The 19818-nt window shown below is 45.4% G+C and carries 11 protein-coding genes; all 11 read right to left on the bottom strand.

Annotated features, from left to right (window positions below; all coding sequences use genetic code 11):
• Positions 1 to 104: 104 nt before the first annotated feature.
• The gene (locus H583_RS0103560) at positions 105 to 3032 is read right to left on the bottom strand and encodes an S-layer homology domain-containing protein (protein WP_028559260.1); all 2928 of its coding nucleotides are present in this window, start codon (positions 3030 to 3032) and stop codon (positions 105 to 107) included.
• A 592-nt stretch (positions 3033 to 3624) separates the two neighbouring features.
• Positions 3625 to 7704: an S-layer homology domain-containing protein gene (locus tag H583_RS0103555; RefSeq protein ID WP_028559259.1), complete on the bottom strand. Its 4080-nt coding sequence runs from the start codon at positions 7702 to 7704 to the stop codon at positions 3625 to 3627.
• Positions 7705 to 7848: 144 nt separating this feature from the next.
• Complete coding sequence (locus H583_RS0103550) at positions 7849 to 8985, bottom strand: glycosyltransferase family 4 protein (RefSeq protein ID WP_028559258.1); 1137 nt, start codon at positions 8983 to 8985, stop codon at positions 7849 to 7851.
• Positions 8986 to 9086: 101 nt separating this feature from the next.
• Positions 9087 to 9881: a WecB/TagA/CpsF family glycosyltransferase gene (locus H583_RS0103545; RefSeq protein ID WP_036708402.1), complete on the bottom strand. Its 795-nt coding sequence runs from the start codon at positions 9879 to 9881 to the stop codon at positions 9087 to 9089.
• Between the two features lie 33 nt (positions 9882 to 9914).
• Positions 9915 to 11066: a polysaccharide pyruvyl transferase CsaB gene (gene csaB / locus H583_RS0103540; RefSeq protein ID WP_028559256.1), complete on the bottom strand. Its 1152-nt coding sequence runs from the start codon at positions 11064 to 11066 to the stop codon at positions 9915 to 9917.
• Positions 11033 to 13150 carry a DUF5693 family protein gene (locus H583_RS0103535; protein ID WP_028559255.1) on the bottom strand — a complete coding sequence of 706 codons (2118 nt, stop codon included), beginning with the start codon at positions 13148 to 13150 and terminating at the stop codon, positions 11033 to 11035. Before H583_RS0103535 ends, csaB begins: the two co-directional genes overlap by 34 nt.
• Positions 13151 to 13162: 12 nt before the next feature.
• The gene (locus tag H583_RS0103530) at positions 13163 to 14872 is read right to left on the bottom strand and encodes a phospho-sugar mutase (RefSeq protein ID WP_028559254.1); all 1710 of its coding nucleotides are present in this window, start codon (positions 14870 to 14872) and stop codon (positions 13163 to 13165) included.
• Complete coding sequence (gene fabZ, locus H583_RS0103525) at positions 14869 to 15321, bottom strand: 3-hydroxyacyl-ACP dehydratase FabZ (protein ID WP_028559253.1); 453 nt, start codon at positions 15319 to 15321, stop codon at positions 14869 to 14871. Before fabZ ends, H583_RS0103530 begins: the two co-directional genes overlap by 4 nt.
• A 341-nt stretch (positions 15322 to 15662) precedes the next feature.
• Positions 15663 to 18263 carry an Ig-like domain-containing protein gene (locus tag H583_RS0103520; RefSeq protein WP_028559252.1) on the bottom strand — a complete coding sequence of 867 codons (2601 nt, stop codon included), beginning with the start codon at positions 18261 to 18263 and terminating at the stop codon, positions 15663 to 15665.
• A gap of 359 nt (positions 18264 to 18622) precedes the next feature.
• Positions 18623 to 18964, bottom strand: coding sequence for a DNA-directed RNA polymerase subunit beta (locus H583_RS31800; RefSeq protein ID WP_036708317.1), 342 nt, complete (start codon positions 18962 to 18964; stop codon positions 18623 to 18625).
• Positions 18965 to 18983: 19 nt separating this feature from the next.
• Positions 18984 to 19817 carry a flagellar hook-basal body protein gene (locus H583_RS0103510; RefSeq protein WP_028559251.1) on the bottom strand — a complete coding sequence of 278 codons (834 nt, stop codon included), beginning with the start codon at positions 19815 to 19817 and terminating at the stop codon, positions 18984 to 18986.
• Between the last annotated feature and the right edge of the window lies 1 nt (position 19818).

The raw sequence follows: 19818 nt of genomic DNA, 5'->3' as shown, positions 1-19818 counted from the left end.
AGCTATATATATAGACGAAAAAAAAGGCGAAAAGTTTCACGAAATCTGGATTTAACTCATTTGAAAAACAAAAAAAGAAGCCCCGAAGGGCTTCCTTTCTTTAATTACTCAACTTCTACAGTGATAGATGCAGGCTCTGCACCATCAACATTGTAGTTTACGTTGAACTTGTCGCCAACTGCCAGTGTAGCTGTAATTTCGCTTGCAGCACCAGTAGTTTTGTTGAATTTGTTAGCAGCTCCACCAAATACGGATGTGATAGTTGGGTCGTATTTGTAGTCGCTACCGTAGTTGTCAACAAATTTCAGGGCGTTATCGAATACATCTTTCAGGTTAGTGAAAGTTGCACCTTTAGTAACATTAATTGTTACTGTACCGTTTTCGCCTTTGTAGTTGTTGTCAGACTTGAATTCAACTCTAGAGATCTTAATTTTTTCGTTAGAAACTACAAATTCTTCGGAAAGCAATTTGTGGTTTTCGTTTTTAACTTGTACTGTGTACTTAACTGTTGCTTCTTTAGTCTCAGTTGTTGGACCAAAGTTGTAGCCAGTACCAACTACTACGATTTTACCATCCTCATATTTGAAGTTATCAGCAGATGGAACGATAACATCGTATTGGGATCTAGCCAATTGATATTTCTCACCATTGTACGTACCGAAAACTTTTACTTCTTTTTTATGAGGGCTGTTTTGACCACCAAAGAATTTGGAAACTTTCTCAACAGAGAAATTATCCAGATCTTTCAGATCAGCAGTCGAGATTGTGAAATCTTGAGTCAGTTCAACATTGTTGTCAGTAGTTGTGCTTTTCAGAGTAACTCTGAAACGAGCAGAACCAGCTTTAGTTACTACAACTTTAGTGTCTTTACCGATAACATATTTGTTACCATCTTTATCTGCATTTTGAACATCGTAACCTTCTCCACCGCTTAATTGCTCAAGAGTCAGTTCGTATCCAGTTTTCAGATCCCAATCACGGGACAAGTTGTCAACAATTTTAATTTTGGAAGTAGATACTTCGAAAGAAGCAGAATTGCCATCCAAAACTTTGTTGCGATCAACATCTACTTTTTTGATGTCGTTAGGTTTTGGAGCAGCTGCAACATTAACTTGTGCAGAAGCTTGGTTGCTACCATTGTTGTTCACATAAGCAAAGATGGTGTAAACGCCTTGGGAAGCTTTAGAAACATCAAGTTGCAGTTCAGCATTACCATTCAGTGTGTTTTCAACAAGTTTAAACGTCTCAGCACCGAAAGAAGAGTTCAGTGTGATCTTTTTATCCAAGTCTTTAAATTTAGTTACTTGGTTGCCGTTGCCATCAAGAGCTGTAAAGTTAACTTTAACTTTTTTGTCTCCTACAGCTACATTCGTTGGAGCTTCCAGTTGAATGCTTTGAACAGCAGTACCTTTATTAACTTCTACATCAAACTTAGTTTGTTTACCAGTGAAGATAGAATTGAAAATTACAGTATTCGTACCTTCTTGTGTAAAGTTGCTGAGGTTGTTTTTGCTCAGTTTGATACCGATTTGATCTTTGTTTTTACCTTGATCATTTACGAAATCAGGAACATTGTTATCCCTTTCTTTCGCAATGTCAAAGATAGATTGGTTAGAAACATAAACGCTCAGATCTTTTTTCAGCTTGTTCAGATCAGTAATCAGGTTACCGTACTGGTCTTTAGCTTCGAAAAGAATTGTGAACTCAGAGAAAGTAGAACCAGCAGAGATGGTTTTGCCATCTGGATGGTACAGTTCTTTAACAGTTACAACATCTACACGGGATTGTGTACCAACTTCCAATGTATCGTTGAAGAATACATTGTTGCTTCCGCTGTTGTAGTTACCGGAAACATATACTTTCTCAGTGATTTGGTAAGACATATTGGTTTTGTCATCAAGAGCCAATACCAATTTACCATTGGATTGAGATTTCACAAAACCTTTGGAAGACTGGAAGTTGATGCTGCTTCCATAGTTTCTTGTTACATCGTCACCATATTGGTTAGTAACTTTGTAAGAAATTTCGATCTCTTGGTTGTTCACATCACCAGTGTTTTTTGTGCCCAGAGCAAATTTGTCGCCCACAAGCTCGATTTTAGCAACTTTTTCATTCTCAGCAGAGAAAGTCGCAGACAGTTCAGCATCAGTAGCTTCTTTAGCAACTACAGTGTAGTCACCAGCTACCAGCTTGTTAGCCAGTTGCAGTTTAGCTACTTTTTTGTCGTCAGAGAAAACAACTTTATCAACAGCTACAGTAACGGATCCACGCTTCAGTTCGAATTTCGCTTTAGCAGTGTCGATCTCTTTGTTGAAAGTTACAGTTACTTCTTTAACGGAGTTAGCTTTAACATCAATTGCAGGAGCTGGTACTACATAACCAGGCAGTCCAAGAACTTCACCCAATTTTTTTCCAGTTCCAGCAACATCTTTGTCAAGAGCAGTTACAACGATGTCATAAGTTACACCGCGTTTTGCTTTCTCATCGATGTTCAGGTCAGAACCGATGATGCCAGCTTTAACAGCCAGTTCGCCGATTTTGGAGTAGTCAGAAGTGTCTACTGCAAGAGCGCGAAGGATAACTGTTGCGAACTCTTTGTAAGTAATTTGGTTGTCAAAACCAAAGTTAGTTGCGGAATTACCTTGCATGAAGTTGTTGTCTTTAGCCCAAGAGATGTATCCGTTGTAGAAAGTACCACGAACATCTGTGAACGTGTGAGTTTTTGCAGTTGCTTTAGCTTCGTCTTCTTTACCAGCAAGACGGGAGATCAAAACAGCTACGTCTTGACGCAACCAGTTTTCGTCCTCCAGAAGATCGCCGTTTTGGTTACCTTTAATTACGCCGTAACCTTCCAGCTTTTTACCAGCTTCGGATGTTGCTGCAGCCGCTACAGATGCAAACATAGAAAACACCATAGCGATGGCTACTAGCAAAGATAAACTTTTCTTCATAACCTTTTTTTCTCCTCCTCTAAAATGCTTCGGTTGTTGAGAGTTTTGATAATTGCTTAATGAATGGCTCGTTTCCCTCATCGGCCGATTCACCCCCTTCCCAGAGTTGAGCGCGATAGTATTAAATAATGTCTGCTGTCATGTTTAACCCTTGTAATAACATGTCGCAGAAACTCGTAAACACAAGAAGAAAAAAATGGCAGATTCGCTAGATCACTATAACATTATACAATGGCTAATATCCAGCGTAAAGTAGAATTTTCCTAAGTATTATCGAACATTTCCCATTCAGGAATTATGTCTCCAATCCTCTGCCTCGTTTCTACATGTATTTAAACGCAGCATTTCGCGAAAAGTTGCGACCCTTTGAAAAAAGTTTTAAAAAATCTTTTTCAGCCTGTCAAATCAGCCCTTTGCTCACGCCTTACGTATGTACATGGAACGAATTTCAGTATAACCCTGTTATCCCATTCCGTCGATATTAAACATTTTCCATGGGGATTGTTTCAAACTGTCGAAGCTTGTCTGCTTGTTTATACTTCGTATATAGCAGCCTGTCCTCTATATGATAGATTCGACGTCATTATTTCATTATACCTCAAAACACATACTGATTGCAAAAAATTACGAAGCGGCATCGTGCCGCTTCGTAATTAGGCCCATTTTCTGATTATTAACTCAACAATTTAGGAAGCTTCTTCTGATCAGCCATTACTTTAGCGATAATAATCGCAGCATCACTTCTCAGCAACCGGGCTTTAGGCTGGAATACATACCCCCGCTTCGGATCATTGATATCTACAGGGGATCCCTGAATAAAGCCTTTCTTCTGAATTGCCAAGATGGATGGGGCAGCATAGAAGTCCATGGTTCCTTCATCCATGAATGCTTTTTGCAGGGCAGACTTCACCTTGGATGCATCCGTCTCCAGTTTCATATTGAGTGCCTTGGCAAGCATTACAGCAGCATCCTGTCTGATAATAGAAGACTCCGGATCAAACACTCTCGGCTGGGTGCCACGGATGATGCCAGCGCGTGCTGCGGTCTCCACATAACGATAATCCCATAGAGACTCCATATTTATACCGCTGCCCAAGTTAGGGACATCTACAAAATGAGTAGGTCCGTCATAACTGAGCTTCATTTCAAGCGCTCTAACCAGCATTCTTGAGAACTCCGCACGGGTAACATATTGATCCCCGCCAAAAGAACCGCTTGGATCAACTGCATTCATAACCCCTTTAGCATAAATAGCTTCCATTGATTCTCTGCCGTAAGGATGATCTGTTACATCATTAAACCCGTATGACAGCTTAGCAACCACATAGTAACCGAATTTATCAAAAGGAACTTTAATCGTATTCTTTTTGTCGTCTACTACTCCGCCAATATTTTCCCACTGCTGGGTGTAGTAATCAAAACGGAATACAGTCACCAGAACTCCGCCGCTTTGACGGATGCTAGGATCGTAAGACAACGTCAGCGTTCCACGTTTGGAAGGTACGACCTCCCTGTTGTTCGGCCGGTTGAAATAATAAGGCTTCGACTCGCCGTCAATGACAGAGAACGGATAAGGATCAAAACCATAAGTCACAGGATCATATACTTTATCTGTCGCAGGATCATCTGCCTGGCCCGCATCAATCCAGTAAACCGGACTGGACTTGATAAAGCGCTGAGGGAAGCTCGCCGAAAATAAAATTTTGCCTAAAGACAGATCAAGGTCATAGTTAGCTGGAACTGTCTCATAATCATGCCGGTCAACAACACCATCCTCAGGGTTTGCTATTGCAAACAACAGGTTATTGCCTTCATATACCTGTCCCTTCAAATTTTCCGGCAAATTATAATCCGGACGAATTAAATTTGTTCCCTTAGTGAAAGAAAGCGTCAGCTTGTTATCAAATACCTTATGGGATGATGCCATCTTTTGCAGCATTTGCCCGCCTGGAATATTCTCCGGCACATATTTAACATTGAAGAAATCCGTTATTTTATCCTTTCCACGGGTAATCACAATGTCAATTTTATTATCCTTGCCTGCTTTCAGGTTGGTTACGTGTGCACTAAAGGCAGGAATCAGTCTTGGTTCGCCATTCACCATATCATTATAATCACGGAACGTTACTTTCTTTGCAGGCACTTTGTTAATCGTCATAGTCTCCGCGCCCGGAGAATTAACAATTACCTCCACATAGTTCTGGTTCAAAATTCGTTTTTCTCTAATTGGAGCAAGTACAGTGTATGGAATGGTTGTCGGATTAATTTCCAGCCTGTAGCTGGCACGCGGCCCATTCTCCCCACTGTTATATACATAGATATTGTATACCAGCGGACTTCCGTCACTCGGAAGATCCTGTGCAGGCAGCATAAAGGCAAAGCTTTGTTTCTCAAGATCATACAAGACGGTTATATTCTCTACCGTGTCGCCTGCTAAAATTTGATTGTTCTCATTGGAGTTTGTTGATTTCGTTACCAGCTGATTATCCAAAGTCCAGACAATATCCTTTTTGCCTGCACTTGTGATTTTGAGCCGGTAATTTTTCTTTTGGTCCCCAAGTCCATCCCGTTTTGCATTGACTCCATCAACCGTACTTCCCAGATCAATGAATCCAAACGTACCATAGATTTTTGCTCTTGCCTCTTTAGTTGTATAAACATTACCGTTCAATATAAAATTCGGGTCATTCGGCATTGGGTCATTATAGTTAACCGAATAAGGAAATACACCTTCTGTATTTGGCGCTGGAATGACCGGCAAATTTGTAGGGATCAGTGTTATCTTAATGTCCCGCTGGTAATTATTCTTATTGGTGCGGAAAACAATACGAATATTGTTGTCACCAGATTTGTACAAAGCATCATAGGCAGCTTTCACTGCATCCGTTTTGATCTTGAATTTAGCTTTATTGTTGTTATCATTGTCTTCAGTATCTACCTCAAGCGGGATTTGCGTATTATTCACATAGAAAAATACAGTCTGTGTCTCCCCATTAGCAGACTCGTAACGGATATCATTGCTATTGGCAATGTTCAGGAGCTCACCTTTAAAGCTGCCAAATTCGTCCGTAATAATCGCTTCTCCTTTGGAGTCTTGCAAAGTTGTATCAAATTTCAACTGCATGCCGTCATAGATCGTCTCAAATTTGGCATAAGGACCGTACAGCAAAGTTATCGGGACAGGGAATTCATCGGTTGTAGCCTGTCCGGCACTGTCCAAGACAAAGTTCAGAGTCTGCTTGCCTGTGGACGGGAGTTTGTTAATCTGGACAAACACCCTGGCGTATTGCTTCTCAACCCCGTCTACATTTTTAACGGTGAAGTAATGCACCTTTCTTTGCTCATATTCATACTTCTTAACGGCATCCTGCTCTGTATATTTTTTTCCGGTCGAGTCTGTAATGCTTTTTATTCTCATCAAATTCTCGAGATTTCCAGCAGACTCCGGGTTGCCAATAACCAGTTCAACCCCGACTGGAAGAGAGAAAATATCTGAATTTTTCATATCCGAGCCCTGCATTCCCTCAAGCTGGGCATCTGACGTTGAGCGTGTGAAACCAGGCAAATACTTAACTTCTTCAATAAAAGCAAGCCCTTTATTGCGAAGCCGGAATGTATACAAATCCGATGTATCTGTGCCAGCAGGAACTTTGGCAACGTTCATTCCCTGAAATTGAAAATACTGCAGCGTATCGAACGGTAAAGAAGCTGAACCGGCTGTCCCCAAATTAATCTCGAAAGGCAGTGTCATAAATCGGGTAGACGGTGTAGGCGTATATCCCGGCTCATGTGTAACCACAGGAATAGCGGTATAAGCCCCATTGGTAGTTCTGCGGTACTTCAAATCAGCTTCCGCGATGGAAGGCTTATATGTTCCGGTCTGTGCATCATAAACCACCGGTACAATAGCTTTACCCTTGAGAGTAATGTTATCGTTGCCATCGACTGAAAAGTTAGGATTTCTTTCCAGACTTGCTGAATCTGTCGCAGTGGTCAGATTCAAATCATAAAACGTAACCTGCCCATTATAAAAAGCTACGTCGCGAACCGTCTCGACGAACTGATTTTTATTGAAGACACGAATGGTAATTGTATTCTTACCTTTACGAACGTTAACGGGGGAAGCAATAAAGCTCCAGTTGGTTGTACTGTTAACAGAATAGGTATAGCTCTTGTTGTTCACAATTACAGTTACCTTGTCCGCGTTTGGTGCACGGCCGGTAATGCTGATATCCGTGCTTGCTTTGCCTTGGGAAGGTACCGAGTGAAGAACTGTCGTTCCTTCTTCCTGAATTTCATATTGCAGGCCGTCAAGGCTGGCCACAAGATTGTACAGGGTCGGGCTGTTGCGATACTCGATATAAATGGAGTCGGATACATCCGAGTTCCCTTGTGTTCCCTTGAACGTAATCCGGTTCAAACCAGGGAACAGCTGCAGGTTATACACAGCAATTGAATTGCCGCTAAGTGTAATGTTCGAAGTCTGATTCTCATTGGAATTTACAACCTGCTCTTCATCACCCAAGAGGTTGATCTGATACACACTGTATGAGATCGTACTCCCGATAACATTATTAATCGTCCCGTTCAAATTTACCCGCTCATTTGTTGTAATCCGGGCAGATTTTGGGGAATACTGCTCGTTTACAAAGGTGAAATTATTCGCTCCTGCTGCTTGGGCAATCGGAGCGGATGGCGGCAGCAACGTAATAATCAGCGCAATCGTCAGCAAAATAGATAAAGCCTTCTTCAACACATTGTCCTCCCTGGTTTGTAGATTTTTCTACTCACATTTCTATAGGTTTGTTATCGGCTCAATATGTCGAAAATTGAAGGGAAATACAAAAAAACTGCTGCAAGCTCATCGCTTACAGCAGTCATCCTATAATTTGTGTTCTTATTTCGAACGCGACTGTGTATCCACTCTCAGCAGCGTACGCTGGATAAAGTTAATAAGAGGCCTTCTTGACTTGTCTACAATACCGATCAGTTCGGCTCCAATCTGCAGGCCGAACACTAATACACATACAACGACAAAGGTTACCCAGCCTCCCGCATCCGAGCGGATTACGACAGCCTGCACAATCGCACAAGCGCCGAAGAATGCGGCAATGGCGTAAATGATCAGCACCGTCTTGCGATGGCTAAACCCAAGCTCGCGGAGACAGTGATGCAAATGGCCTTTATCCGGAGCAAAAATCGGCTTCTTGTTAATCAGACGCCTTACAATTGCAAAGAATGTATCCGATAACGGCACTCCGATAATAAGCAGCGGCGTCACAAAAGAAACAATCGTAATTTGCTTAAATGCCAGCATAGACATCATAGCCAGACTGAACCCAAGAAACAACGAGCCTGAATCTCCCATGAAAATCTTTGCAGGATGAAAATTAAAGAACAGAAATCCGACAATGCCGCCAAGCAGTAAGGCACTCATCAGAATGATTGGCTCAAATCCCATCAGAGTCGCCATGATCAAAATGGTCCCAATTGCAATTCCTGATACGCCTGAAGCCAGGCCATCAAGTCCGTCAATCAGGTTGATTGCATTGGTAACACCAACAATCCAGAAAATCGTAAGCGGTATACTAATCCATTCGGCAATCGATTGCATCGATCCCCCGAACGGAATGTTCACAAAGTTGATTTTCACATCAAAGCCGAATACAACGATGCAAGCAGCCACAAGCTGGCCTGCAAGCTTGACCTTCGCAGATAGTTCAAAGCGGTCATCCAGTGCGCCGATCAATACGATCAACGTGCCTCCGGCAAGCATGGCGCGGATCAGGTTCATGTCCGAACTGTCGAACAGCCCTTCAGGGGCGAACGGAAGAAGAACTAAAAGCCCTGCTGCAAAAGCTACATAGATGGCAAGTCCGCCAAGTCTCGGCATAATGCGGGTATGAACTTTACGGTGGTTGGGCTTATCAATGGCCCCAACTGCAAATGCAAATTTTTTAACAAGCGGTGTAAGAACAAGAGCTAATACAAGTGCAATAGCAAAGCCTGAAAGATAAAGAAAGCTCACTGACATTTCCAACTCTCCTTTTGGTTCTACCGGATTGAATTATACCCCGATTCAAAAAGAAACTCCAATGCCGTTTTCACGCTATTTTAATCATTTTCAAGCGTTTTTCACGGAGTTGGCCAACGTTTTGTGACGTTTTCTTTCTCTCGCACCACTTTCACTACAAATTTCGGCAGCGCAAGCATTCTTTTGTATCGTCTCGGCTCCTGAATCAGCCTATACAACCATTCCAGTCGGAGCTTTTGAAAAATCAGCGGGGCCCGCTTGAGACGGCCGGAGATGATATCGAAGCTTCCTCCGACACCCATGACAACCGGAACGCCAAGCGCTTCTTTATGTTTATAAATCCAGGGCTCCTGGTTATTTGCCGCTCTTGCCACAAACAACAGATCAGGACCGGCTTCCTTAACCTTGGCAATAACTTCCTCATCCTCTGCTTCTCCAAAAAAACCGTTATGATAACCGGCAATTTGAACGAGAGGGTACTTCTGCTGCAGACGGGATGCTGTTTCCTCAATAATCTCTTGAGATGTGCCCAGCAAATACACCCTCCAGCGCTTCTCCTCGCCAACTTGCATCAACCTGTGAAGCAAATCAAAGCCGGCTACCCTTTCCTTTACCGGCATGCCAACGTAACCTGCAGCCCATACAACTCCTGCACCATCAGGAACGATGAGTTCTGCTTGTTCCATGACCCGGTAATAATCTGGACTTTCAAGCGCCATCATAATCATAATGGGATTTGCCGTTATGACTTGAGTGACCCGGCGTTGTTGTATGGATTCAGTTAAATAATGTACTGTCTCATCCATATTCATGCGCGAGAATGGAACGCCAAATATTGGTACAACCGGAGTTTGCTGATTTGACGTATCATTATGGTTTGCTTGTCCTTCCGGCATCCCGGAAATGGAGCTCGAATTCATGATGCTTTGTCACCTCTTCATTTGACGCAAATATTGCACGATTTGTATAGCTGGCTGACGCGATTCTTGTTTCAATTTGTCAATTATATCATTTTTATCGCTGACCCATCCAGCAGGATTTTCGATCAAGGCGGATACAGACGCTGTAAACTCAGCCGGATCCAGAGCTTCCGTTGTTCCTGCCGGCTTTGATTTCAGACGCCCAAGAAACTGGTCAATCTTCGGATCATAAGAGATACCGAGCAGCGGAACCTTAGTATTCGCCGCATAGATAAGCGCATGAAGCCTCATCCCCAGCAACACATCCAACTGGCTGACCTCCTGCAGCATACGCTGCGGGTCATCCCCTACCTCCCGGATCTCTGTTCTTCCAACTCCAATACTTCCCAGCTTCTCTATGACATAAGCCGATGCTTCCGCATCGTCAGGAGTGTGAAAAGGCAAGAACCTCAACTGCACATCCTTGGCCTGAAGCAGTTCTCCGAGGGCGTCCGCAATTCTGTCCAAATCGGCCCGGTCCTTGCGCCAGAAGCGCAGAGAGACTCCGATAATCGGCTGGCGCCCCTCAGCCTCCTGCCCGCTCCTAATTCCGCCTGCTCCGGCTTTCTTCTGTCCCGGAAGCGGCAAACCCATTACCGGATCAGGAACAACCTCAATCCGGCTCTGGGGAACGCCAATCCCGGCCAGCAGCCCGGCGGATTCCTGATCACGGACCGAAATATAACGGCTACCCTTCATTGCACTGCGAATCAGCGGGTTCATCCAGCCGCGGCTCACAGGGCCAACACCCTGTGAATAGATAAAGGTCGGCTTGCCCAGCCACTGGGCAAGCTTAATAATTCCAGCGTAGTAAGGAATCGTCTTTGCGCTGGTTGCATCCTGCAAGAGGCTGCCGCCGCCGCTAATTAATCCATCGCTGCCCTTCAATGCAGCAATGACATCTTTCGGCCGCATCCGGTGTACAGCTTCGACACCATACATGCCAGCGGTCGACTCAGGATCAATGGAGAGCACAACTGGCTGGATGCGAATACCCGCCTCCTGTGCACAGTTGTCCAGCGCCAGGAGGATCGATTTCAGCACTGCTTCGTCACCGCTATTGCGAAAGCCGTAATAACCGGAAATCGCTATACGGAAGACTTGCCCATCTTCGGTACCCATTTACGCCAAACCCCTTCCACAAGCTGCCACACGCCGATGAAGACCAGCCCGATAATCGCCCCGATTCCCAGTCCGAGCAGCACTCGAATGAAGGAAATATACAAAGGTGTATGAATATGCGCAAACGTGTCAACCATAGACAACTGCCCGATAGAAGCTACAATAAACAGAATCCATGCAACACGATATCTCAGGGAAAGGAACAGACCAAGCAGGAACAATGGATGCGCAAATAAAAATTCTTTGAATCTTGGACGAACGCCAATTGTTGTCTCCAGCAGGTTGCGGAACATAATTTCCAAGCCGGTGGCCTGGCCGGAGTTCCCCGTTCTGGAAAGGTAATACATGCCAACAGCACCCAATATGCCCGCAGCAACTACCCATAGCACCGTAATCTGCAGAGAAAGCAGCTTGCGGATATTCGTCCAAACGGATTGCGTGCCTGTGTAAAGGAACAGGTACAACGCCACAAGCGCAATCGGCGCCAGATGAAGCAGACTTACGCCGCGGAATTGCTGCAGCACGAGACTATAAGTAATGTTGTTGAGCAGGCCAAAAACAAAAGGCACTCCCAACAAAGAAATAATTGAAGTGGAAACAAACAGTCCAATTGCCATGGTCAGACGGCGGGTAGCACGCGGCCCCTCAAATACCCATTGTCCGCCAAACAGCGCATCACTGTTCTCGCTTTTCCCTCTCCATGGTCCTCCGACCATTCGCAAGTCACCCTCTGTATGCAAGCGTACACGGCCCAAAGCCCAGATTAGAGCCAATGTAGGCGCAGCGATGCCCGCGCCAAGAGCAAGTCCCTGCTCCAGTACGGAATGGGATAGTACGAACAAGCCCGCACTCCCAATTAAACCGATGAAGAACGAAGGAAGCAGCAGCACAGGGATGAATTGTCCAATTAGCAATGCAATCAGAGCTACCGCTCCAAGAGCAACGACAGCCTTGAATGGCTTGGTCCAAGACGGATTGTCATACTTGAATGCTTTTGCTGTACCATTCTTGAAACCCTGTTGTTCAAGCTGCGCAACAGCGCCTTTAACATCTTCATCTCCTTTTAATGCATGGTACGTATTGTCAAGCGAGTTAATAATGGCAGCTTTGTCCACACTGCGCAGCACTTGGCCATTAATATAAAACATCCGGATGTTCCGATCCTTTGCTGCCAGCAGGAACCGGTCAGCAATAACATCAGGAGTCAGATTCATTGCATCTGCATCGGATAATGAATACAGCCTTGCCACATTATAATGGGTCAAATTGGCCAGCAGGTTAAATCCCTTTTGCGGAGCCTTCAGATTCTCAATTGCAGCAATTCCCATTCCATGCTTATTAAGCTGTTCTGCAAAGGCATTCAAAGTTTTATCAGCGGCATGATCCTCATAGCCCGGAACCGCAGTTCCGTCAAACAAAATACGGGTAATGCCAAGGTCCTGGAAACTTTGGAGCATACGCTCAACAAGCTCTGCATCATAGGGTCTGGTCCGGTCAGACAGACGCGGCAGCAACTGGAAGCCTCTGTCATGCAAATTCTGCAAAGCAATCGGGTCAGGAGGCATTCTTTTCACAACCGCATTCTCCACAGGCGTCTCAATAATCAAGCCTTCGCGCTCGTCAAAAGTCCATGGCGTTACATTGATGCCAGAACGCTCGAACACATATTCAATCATGGATGAAAGCGATTGTCTGGTCGGTGCGTCGGCAAACAGGACATACGTATAATTTTCATTCAAGGGTGCTGTTTTGTTTTGCAAAGTAGCGATCTGGGACGAATTGTAAATCGTCAGCCGTCTGGCGAGGCTAAGCTCATCCAGCGTGCTTTCAAAAACCGCCATCGTCCCGATGCCCGCTTCCTTCAAATGATCGAGCTGCTCGGCAGTGAATGCTTGCGGATTGCCCTGATAGGCCGAAATTTGCAGTAGATCCTTATAGTTGAATATAAATTCAACTTCATTGGATGTATCTTCCATTTGCACTCGCAAATACCCGATCGGCATAGCCGCCAGTACACCAACAATCGTCAGCAGCCACAGCCATTTTCTGGCCTTGCGATTCCATTTTTGTAGGGATTGAAACACGCCTTCCACTCCTTAAGCTTGAAAATCTACCCTTTGCATCACATTATTGACCAATTTATCCAAGGAAGCGGAAGCTTCTTCAGGCGACTTGCCGCATACAGCAAAATACAATTTAATTTTCGGTTCGGTACCTGATGGACGCAGACAGAACCAGGAACCGTCAGCCAGCATATATTTCAAGACATTCTCCGGCGGCAGGCCATTCAAGCCAGGCAAATAATCCAGTACTTGTTCTACTTTTACCCCTGCAACCTCTGCCGGTGCATTTGCACGCCAGTCTTCCATAATAGCAGCAATTTTCTGAACACCGTCTACACCTTTCAACGTGCGGGATTCCAGTGTCTCCAAATAAGTACCGTAACGGCTATAGAGCTCAAGCAGCACATCGTAAAGTGTTTTGCCCTGTTTTTTGTAATAAGCAGCAGCTTCACAAATCAGCAGGGATGCAACTACCGCATCCTTGTCTCTTGCATATGTACCTGTCAGGTATCCATAGCTTTCCTCATATCCGAATAAAAATGCTTGTTTGCCCGATTTTTCAAATTCATTCATTTTCTCACCGATATATTTGAAACCGGTCAATGTATTGACAACCTGAGCACCGAAGGACTCTGCAATATCCGCTCCCATTTCGCTGGTTACAATGGTTTTGACCACTACACCGTTTTCCGGCAAACGTCCCTGCTCCTTCAACTGGCTGAGCAAGTAATGGACCATAAGCGCGCCGGACTGGTTGCCTGTGAGAACTACATATTCGCCTTCATTGTTCTTCACTACAGCTCCCATACGGTCGCCATCCGGATCTGTACCGATAATAATGTCTGCATTCTTCTCCTGGCCAAGCTTGATAGCCAAAGTGAAGGCTTCACGCTCCTCAGGGTTAGGCGATTTGACCGTGCTGAAATAACCGTCCGGCTGCTCTTGCTCGGCGACAATATGCACCTGTTTAAAGCCGACAGTCTTCAAAACTTCAAGGACAGGCATATTAGCAGCCCCATGCAGAGGCGTAAATACGACGCTTATTGAATCACCCAGCTCGTCCTTCAATAACTTGCTGTTCACACTCTGAGCAGCTACAGTATCGATATAAGCGTTGTCTTCATCTTCTCCAAGCCAGCGAATTAGTCCAGCCGCCTCAGCTTCTTCCTGGGAAATCCGTTTAATCTGATCAAAGCCTGTAATTTCTCCAATGGAAGCAATAACTTGTTCTGCATCTGCCGGGACCAGCTGGCATCCGTCTGAACCATATACTTTATATCCGTTATATTCAGGAGGATTGTGGCTCGCAGTAATGACAATTCCGCCACTCGCATTCAGATGTCTCACGCTGAAAGAAAGCTGCGGCGTCGGACGAAGCCCTTTGAATAGATAAGTGATGATTCCATTAGCCGCAAGTACCTGAGCAGATTCCAACGAAAACTCCGGGGACTGGTTACGTGAATCATGGGCAATAACCACTGACGGCTTGTCATTATGCTTTAGCAGCCAATCAGCAAGACCTTGTGTCGCTTTACCTACGGTGTAACGGTTCAACCGGTTCGTTCCCGCACCCATTACGCCGCGCAGGCCTCCAGTACCGAATTCCAGCTCACGGTAGAAACGATCCTCGATTTCCTTTTCTTGACCTGAAATCCCGCTTAATTCAGTCTTGGTCGCTTCATCAATAACCGGATCCTTGATCCATGCTTCATAACGCTCCAACGCCTGCTTCATTTGTGTCATGGTGCCACCTCTTCTGTGCTTGATTTATCAACTAAGGCAAACATAATTTCTCCTGAAGCGACGACCTTGCCGTCTACGCTGGCAGTTGCTTTCCCTTTGCCAATTGTTCCTTTCAGGCGAATAATTTCCACTTCAAGACGCAGCGTGTCTCCGGGAACGACTTGACCACGGAAACGGAAGCCATCAACACCTGCCAGAAACCCGAGTTTATTTTTGAATTGTTCAACTTTCAAAATTGCTGCAGCACCTACCTGTGCAAGCGCCTCAACAATAAGCACCCCCGGCATTACAGGATGTCCAGGAAAATGCCCTGTGAAAAAGGGCTCATTATAAGTCACACATTTTATGCCAACTGCACGAACTCCCTCCTCCATTTCCAAAATGCGGTCAACCAGCAAAAATGGGTGGCGATGCGGGATCGTTTCTTGAATTTGTACAATATCCATCATAAATTCCAGCTCCTTCTACAAATTTTGTAGCATATCTATGTAATAAAATGATGCTCAAGTAGTAATACTATAAGTATCCCTTCATGAACTGCAGTCATGAGGGTTAAGATAAGGGAACAGGGCTGATGAAGAACGGATGTTTCTTTATTATGCCTTGTTCCTTTCTTGACAGAGCTTCCCAATCATTATACCTCTCCCCAACCAAAAAAAAAACCACCCTGGGTCGGGTGGCTTCTTCATAAGATGACAAAATATCGGATTTATTTCCCTGGGCAATCTGTCGACTTCCCTTGTTTTACTGGGCTTGCAGCATACGGATATACGAAAAGATGAGAAACTTCTTATTCGACAGTAATCTGGATTTTCGCCGATTTATTGCCGAATTTCACCGTCACCGTTGCTTTTCCTTTACCTTGTGCTGTAATAAGGCCATGCTTCACATGTGCAACAGTTGCTCTGGATGAACTCCAGATTCCATCTGATGAGATATTTCTTTCTTTATTATCCATGTAAGTAGCGATTCCTTCGAGCTGAATCGTCTGGTCGCTCTTAAGAACAAGCTGAGTAACCGGCTTGCTGTTATTATAAATATCCAAGTATTTCAACATGTCCACATCAACGCTGATCGTTACGGTTTTACCGTTGTACCTGGCAGTAATCTTTGTCTTTCCATACCCTTGCGCAGTAACTTTACCTTGATTAACGGATGCAATTTTCACATTTCCGGATTTCCACTCTGCCAGAGACGTTACATCCTTCGTTCTGCCGTCAGGCAGAGTCGCTGTGAGCTTCAGAGGTTCTGTTGTTCCTGATTGCATCGTCAATATCTCATTATTGGCTTCCAGCTTTTGTACAGAGCCTACTTCAACACTAATCGTGATGGTTTTTCCGCCAAATTTAGCTGTAACGTTCGTTTTGCCCACTGCAAGCGCGCTAATTAAGCCGTTGTTCACATCGGCTACGGTCTTCGAGCTTATAGACCATTCAGCTGCATCTGTTACATCGGTTTTGTTGCCGAGGCTGTCCGAAGCCGTCAACGTTACCTGCTTGGTCTCCGAAAGTTCAAGCAGCACGGTGTAGGTGTCCGCGGTCAGCTTGTCCGCTACATCAACCTCCACATTAATGGTGACCTTTTCTCCGCCAAAACTAGCTGAAATCACAGCTGTACCACTGCCATTAGCCGTAACATGCCCTTTATGCACAGATGCAACATCCGGCTTGGATGATTGCCACTCGGCAGATGACGTGACATCTTTCGTGGTGCCATCCTTGTATTTTGTTGTCAGCGCAATAGCCGATTCTTCGTTTTTGCGAAGAACAATCTTTTTCTGGCTAGGTGTCAACTTCTCAATAACACCTACCGATACAACAGTAGTTGCCGTCCGGGTGCCATATTTAACAGTAATTGTTGAGGTTCCGCTCTTGATTGCTGTAATTGTCCCTTTATTCACTTCCACAATCTCAGGACTGGACGAGGTCCAATCCGCCATTTGTGTAATATTGACAACACGATTATTGTTGTAATTGGCGTTGGCTATCAAAGATAGTGTAGCTCCGGCTTGCATATCAACAGAGTCCTTGTCAATCGTGATCTGGTTCGGCACATCAACCCTTACAGTAGCGGAAATCTGCTTGCCGCCATAAGCGGCCTTCACTTGTGTAGTTCCGGATTTATAACCTGTTACTTTGCCAAGCGTCACATCGGCAATCTCTTTATTCTCAGAGCTCCACTGTGCTTTATCTGTAATCAATTCTTTTTTTCCGTCCGCAAATGTAGCATACAGCTTAAGATCCTTGGAAGCATTCAATTCTACATCAATCGTATCGGTATCCAAATCGAGACGTTTTGGAACCTCAACATCGACATGGATTTTCACGCTTTTGTCTCCATAGGTTGCGGTAATTTCCGCTTCACCGGACTTATAGGCAGAGATTTCTCCATTGGTCGCGAACGCAACCGCTTCGTTGGAAGAGCTCCATTTCGCTTTGTCCGTGATGTCGGCTTTTGTACCGTCCATATAAGTAAGGGTGAGTGTCAGCTTCTCAGATGTGCCTGTCCGCAGGAACAACTCCTGCTTGCTTGCTTCCAGCTTTCTGGATGCGTCTACGCTCACTTCAATGGTAGCAGACTTGGTGCCATAGGTAGCTGTGATGGTCGCTGTACCTGCCTTGTAAGCTTTGATGGTTCCGTTAATCGCATCGGCAACCTTCTCATTGTCACTTTTCCATTCCGCCTTATCGGCTACATTATCTGTAGACCCGTCCGGATAGGTGGCAGTCAATACAATTTGCTTCTCTTCATTCAGGAGCAAATTAAGCTCTGTTTGTGCCACATCAAGACGGCGGGCAATCTCTACGGCCGCTTCTACTGTGACCGATTGATTTCCGTACTTTGCTGTGACTTTGGCATTCCCGGATTTCTTTCCTGTTACGAGGCCGTTGACCACAGTGGCAACAGAGTAGTTGTCTACAGACCAAGCCGCTTTCTTGGTTACAGCCTCGCTTGTACCGTCCTCGTAGATTGCTGTTAATTCAATTTGCTTTTCCTTGCCTACACGAAGATCAAAATCATTGACGTTCATCGTAAGCGCCTTAACCTTCTTGCTGACAGTCACATTGACAATAACGGTCTTGCCGAGGTAGGTCGCCGTAATTACAGCTGTACCTTCCTTCTTCGCCGTGATTGTACCCGCGTATACCGTTGCAACCTCAGGACTGCCGCTGCTCCAGTCTGTCTTGATCGTCACATCGCTTGTGCTGCCGGTTACATACACTGCCGTTGCCGTCAAGGAAACGGCTTCGCCTGCTTCCAACGAAACTTCATTCTTGTTCAATACAAGACGGGAGATTTCAGCTTCAGCAGCAAATATGCTGCCTGCACTCTGTATAATAAGCACCATAATCAATAGTGCCATGGCTACGGGACGGAATCTGCTTAACATAAATTCATTTCCTCCTTGTCATACACATTTGAATCTGAATTTCCACACATGCAGGGACAGGTTAAGGCTACTTGTCCGGCAATGCCTTCTCGCTTCTCCTTTCACAGGCGGTTTATGCCAACAATCTCTCAAAAATCTCAAACTTCGACATCCGTTTACAACTCTATTTATTACATCGGCCGCCAGCAGGCAATAATGAAGACAATTTCGACATTTTTCACATTTGGCATTTCGTATACTGCAATACTTAATGCCAGAAGCAGAAATAGACACCGCGTCCCCGGGAGATTCTCCCGAAGCCGGTGCCTATTTCCCAAGCATCAAACCCGATCATGACACCCCTATTGAGCAAGAGTGTCCTACGAATCTGAAAAAATAAGATCGTACATATGACGCCACGTCTGCAAATCCCATACATCGCCTTCCGGCCCTTTGCCAAGCATGACATAGCCGGCATAAAGGCCCGCGATTAACGCGATAACCAAAATAAGCGGCACTATGCTTTTGCGAAGCAGGAAAAGGAGAATCCGGACAGGAAGCGGCCTTTGCTTTTTCGCACTTGCCTGCTTCTTCTTGCCCTTTTCCCCGTTTCCGCTTTGCCCGCTCTGCACGTCCTCTTCCTTTGCGACGCGGCGCGGCTCGAATCCCCCGCCTCCTGCGGAAGACCGGCGTGTCTGTACTCCATCTTGATCTATGCTCATTGCAATCCTTCCAATCTCATTAACCGCGCAAGCTATTGGCAAGCCCCATCATTGTATCGCTGGAGGTCAATGCCCGCGCGCTCATTTGATATGCCCGCTGTACAATCATCAGTTCAGCCATTTCATTCGTCAGATTTACATTGGACTGCTCCAAGTACCCCTGCATCAAGCTGATCCGATTATTATCATCGGGCGCTACCGTCCGGACCACCCCATCGGCATCCAGACCTTCGGCCACTACAAAAAGATTATCCGCTACAGGAGTCAAAACTCCGGGCTTCATCACCTGAACCAGCTTCATACGGCCAAGCTGAACCGTTGTGAAGCCATCCGCAGACACTCCCTCCAGCACGCCGTTATCCTTCACACGAAGCGTGTAGCCGTCAGGGAGCCGAATCGGTCCTTCCTGGCCATTCGGAAGCTGGGCGATAACCGGATAACCATCCGGTGTAGTCAGTTGTGTATCTCCATTGGCATCCAGCGTCATTTGGAAAGAACCGCTGCGCGTATAGGCTCTGTTGCCCGCAGGGCCCGTCTGAACCTCAAACAGGGCATCTCCCTCAATCGCAATATCATACGGATTATCGGTTGGTTGAATCGGTCCCTGAGCCAGGTCTGGCTGCACCATCGTCAATCTGGAGCCCCAACCCTGGTTAAAGCCGAGCGGTGTCAGGCGAACAGGTTGACGGAATGCCGCATCCTGCTGCTTCATATTCGTCAATAGATCCTCGAATGAGGCTTCTTTGCGCTTATAGCCAACTGTATTTACATTTGCGATATTATCCGCCAGCACATCAAGCTTTTGCTGCATGCCGTTCATTGAGACCATCGCATTGATCATGGAACTGTTCATG

Origin of the sequence: Paenibacillus pinihumi DSM 23905 = JCM 16419, from assembly GCF_000422505.1 — a bacterium.
Classification (GTDB): Bacteria; Bacillota; Bacilli; order Paenibacillales; family Paenibacillaceae; genus Paenibacillus_D; species Paenibacillus_D pinihumi.
The sequence above is the reverse complement of the archived record's forward strand: the minus strand, read 5'-3'. Positions and strand labels throughout refer to the sequence as shown.